This window comes from Streptomyces sp. UH6 (genome assembly GCF_013421635.1).
Classification (GTDB): Bacteria; Actinomycetota; Actinomycetes; order Streptomycetales; family Streptomycetaceae; genus Streptomyces; species Streptomyces abyssomicinicus.
This window is the reverse complement of record NZ_JACADT010000590.1, coordinates 1-3,578: the sequence shown is the minus strand read 5'-3', so window position 1 is coordinate 3,578 and position 3,578 is coordinate 1. Positions and strand designations below refer to the sequence as shown.

Here is a 3,578-nt window from a genome sequence, read left to right as displayed (position 1 = left end):
TGGGGGACTGGGTGGGCCGCGTCCGCGCCAGCGCCGGCGTGGGCGCGAGCCTCCCGCAGGAGGAGGTGCGGGCCTTCTCCGACGAGCTCACGGCGGTGCTGCGCGACACCTTCCCCGGCGACCCGCTCAGCGTCCCGCACCGCACCTGGGCGGTCACGGCCCGGACGCCCGGTGCCTGACCCGCACGGGCCGCTCACCCGGGGGCGGTCTCGCGCGGAGCCCGGAACGCCCACCGCGTCCGCGGTTCCACCACCGGCCGGAACAGCCTCCGCACCGGCGCCGTGCACAGCGCGGTGACCACCAGCGCGCCCAGCAGCGTCACCGCCAGGAGCCCCGGCAGGCCGTGCGGCCGCAGCAGGTCGTGGAAGCCGGTGCGGGCGAGGGTCTTCATGAAGAAGCCGTGCAGCAGATAGCCGTACAGGGTGCCCGCGCCGAGGGCGGTGAACCAGGTCCGGCGGGCCGGCACCCAGGCGAGGAAACAGGCCACCAGCGTCACCCCGACGGCGAACAGCAGCAGGGTCACCACCGGACCCGCCCACCAGCTCATGCCCAGCTGCTGGGCGGCGCTGCTGTGGTAGAGCCAGGCGTAGGAGACCCGGGGCACCGCCCAGTACGCCGCCGCCAGGCACAGCAACGCCACCGGCACCGACAGCACCCGGACGGCAGGGTGCCGCACCAGCGCGAAGTGGTCCGGCCGCAGGCACAGCCCGAGGACGAAGTACGGCAGGAACTGGAGCACCCGCTGGAGGTCCAGGTCCTCGCCGATCGAGGGCGAGAGGCTGGCGAGCATCGCCACGACCAGCGCCACCGCCAGGGGCCACCGCAGCGACCGCCACAGCGGCGCGGTCAGCCGCCAGACGAACAGCGCCGCCAGGAACCACGTCACATAGGTGGGGTCGAGCAGGGTGATGGGCCGCTGCGGGTCGTCGTCGCTCCAGCGGGTGAAGAGCGCGTACGCCGTCTCGAAGAGGACGTAGGGCACGACGAAGCAGGTGACCAGTCTCCGGACCCGGCCGGGAGAGGCGTCGAAGGACCGGGAGAAGAAGCCGGAGATGACGATGAACGCGGGCATGTGGAAGGAGTAGACGAAGACGTAGAGGGCCAGCAGCCCGCGGTCGTCCGGCAGCAGCGGCTCCCAGATGTGGCCGACCGCCACCAGGAGGATCGCCAGGTACTTCGCGTTGTCGAAGAACGCGTCGCGGGCCGCCGAGGGATCGCCGGGCCCGGGGGAGGACTCCGCCCCGTCCGGTCCGCCCGGCCGGTGAGCGCTTTCTGTCGCCGTTGACATGGGCAAGCGCCTCACCGGAAGCGCGGAGGGCAAACCTCCGCAGCGATGGTTCGGCCGACTTCACCCGGCCGGAGCAATCCACGTGAACGCTGTCAACGTCTCTCCGTTGTCGACCTGCCGGAGTGCTGTGTACGGTGTGGGTCATGACTGAGAGTGCTGGGAGCCAGGCGTCAGGGGCGTTGGTGACCGGCTCGGAGATCGCCCGTCTCGCCGGCGTCACCCGCGCCGCCGTCTCCAACTGGCGGCGGCGCTACGACGATTTCCCCGAACCGGCCGGGGGCGGACCCAACAGTCCGCTCTTCGACCTGGCCGAGATCCGCTCCTGGCTCGAACGGCAGCGCAAGGGACAGGACGTCTCCGAGGAGGTCAGGCTCTGGCAGACGCTCCGCGGAGCCTACGGAGACGACATGATCGGCGCTCTCGCCGACGCCGCCGCGCACGTCGACGACCCCGATGCCGTCACACCGCTCCCGGAGGAGGCCGTGCGGCTGATCGCACAGCTCCTCGAACGCGGCTCCGCCGTGGAACTCGTCACCGGCCTCGCCGAGCGCTTCACCGACTCGGTCCGCCGTGCCGCCTCCGACCAGGTCACCACCGCCCGTGTGGTGCGGGCCGTGCGCCACTTCGCCGGCCGGGTCGCCAAGGACGCGGTGATCTTCGACCCGGCCTGCGGCATCGGCACCCTGCTGCTGCGCGTCGGCCCCGAGCACGGGCCGCGGCGTCTCGGGCAGGAGATCGACCCCGACAGCGCGCGCTTCGCCCGGCTGCGTGCCGGCCTCACCGGCCGCGACGGGGTCGACGTCACGGTCGGCGACTCGCTGCGCGAGGACCGGCTGCCCGACCTCAAGGCCGACCTGGTGGTCTGCGACCCGCCCGTCGGGGACACCGACTGGGGCCGCGAGCAGCTCCTCCTGGACCGCCGCTGGGAACTGGGCACGCCCTCGCGGGCGGAGAGCGAGCTCGCCTGGCTCCAGCACGCCTACGCGCACACCGCTCCCGGCGGCCGGGTGCTGATGGTGATGCCCGCCTCGGTCGCCTACCGCAAGGCGGGCCGCCGCATCCGCGCCGAACTGGTCCGCCGCGGCATTCTCACCCAGGTCGTCGCGCTGGCCCCCGGCACCGCCGCCTCGCACGCCCAGCCCGTCCACCTCTGGCACCTGCGCCGACCGACCGGGCCCGGGGACGCCGCCACCGCCGTCCGGATGGTCGACCTGACCGACAACGACCCGGACGGGCCCCTGGAACCCGGGCCCGCGCAGGCCGCCGACATCGCCTTGATCGACCTGCTCGACGACAGCGTGGACCTCACACCCGGGCGTCATGTGGAGGACTCCACCCGGGACTTCGCCGTCGAGTACCGGGCCCTGCGGGAACAGCTCGACGAGCGGCTGGAGCGGCTCGCGCGGTTGCTCCCCGCGCTCGCGGAGGGCCGGGGACCGGGCTCGCTGGACGGCTCCACCGTGAGCGTCGCCGAGCTGGCGCGGGCGGGGCTGGTCACCCAGGGCGGGGAGGAACCCGTCTCGGCCAGCGACCAGCTCGACACCGACTACCTCCGCGGGTTCCTGCGCTCCTCGGCCAACGTCCGGCGGTCGACCTCGCTCAGCGGGACGTTCCGTCTCGACGGGCGGGGGGCGCGGGTGCCGCAGATGGACATCGAGGAACAGCGGCGCTACGGAGCGGCGTTCCGCAGGCTGCGGGAGTTCGAGGCGTGCGCGCGAGAGGTCGCCGACCTCACGCGGCGGATCGCCGAACTCGCGGGCGAGGGCCTGGGCAACGGGGCGCTGGCCCCCGGGACGGACGGCTGACACGGGGGCGGCCCCGGAGCGCCGGAGGGCGTTCCGGGGCCGCCCCGTGGAGAGGTGCCGTGCTCCTTCCTCCCCCGGCGTCCCCGGGGGAGGGGCCTCCCGTCAGGCGGTGGGGGTGAGGGGCAGGCAGATGGCGTTCACCGTGAAGTCCGCGGCGTCGTCACCGGTGTTCTGCACCGTGCCGGTCCAGCCGTTCGCGCCGTCCGGGGTCGACTCGAGCACCGTGACGACGGAAAGCAGCGAGTCGTCCACGGTGACGCCGCCACCGGTGAGCGTGCTGCCGGCCGGACAGGTGGCCGTCTCCGTCGCGGTGGACGTGGCGGCCGCGCTGCCCGTCTCGACCTCGAGGAAGGTCGGGATCACTTCGCCGGGTTCGCCGGGCTCTCCCTGCTCTCCCTGTTCCCCTTGCTCTCCCTGGGGCCCCTGCTCGCCCTGCTCGCCCTGCTCACCGGGCGGACCCGCGGGACCGGTGGCGCCGTCCTCGC

The 3,578-nt window shown here is 73.8% G+C and carries 2 protein-coding genes and 1 pseudogene; 1 reads left to right on the top strand and 2 read right to left on the bottom strand.

The features are described 5' to 3' along the window. Positions 1-193: 193 nt before the first annotated feature. The gene (locus HW445_RS22560; protein ID WP_180222794.1) at positions 194-1,288 is read right to left on the bottom strand and encodes an acyltransferase family protein; all 1,095 of its coding nucleotides are present in this window, start codon (positions 1,286-1,288) and stop codon (positions 194-196) included. A gap of 143 nt (positions 1,289-1,431) precedes the next feature. Between HW445_RS22560 and HW445_RS22555 the strand changes: the two genes are divergently transcribed. Next, complete coding sequence (locus HW445_RS22555) at positions 1,432-3,093, top strand: N-6 DNA methylase (protein ID WP_180222793.1); 1,662 nt, start codon at positions 1,432-1,434, stop codon at positions 3,091-3,093. 102 nt (positions 3,094-3,195) lie between these two features. On the opposite strand, the pseudogene HW445_RS22550 reads toward HW445_RS22555, so the two are convergent. Further along, a pseudogene (locus HW445_RS22550) lies at positions 3,196-3,578 on the bottom strand (hypothetical protein); the annotation flags it as partial.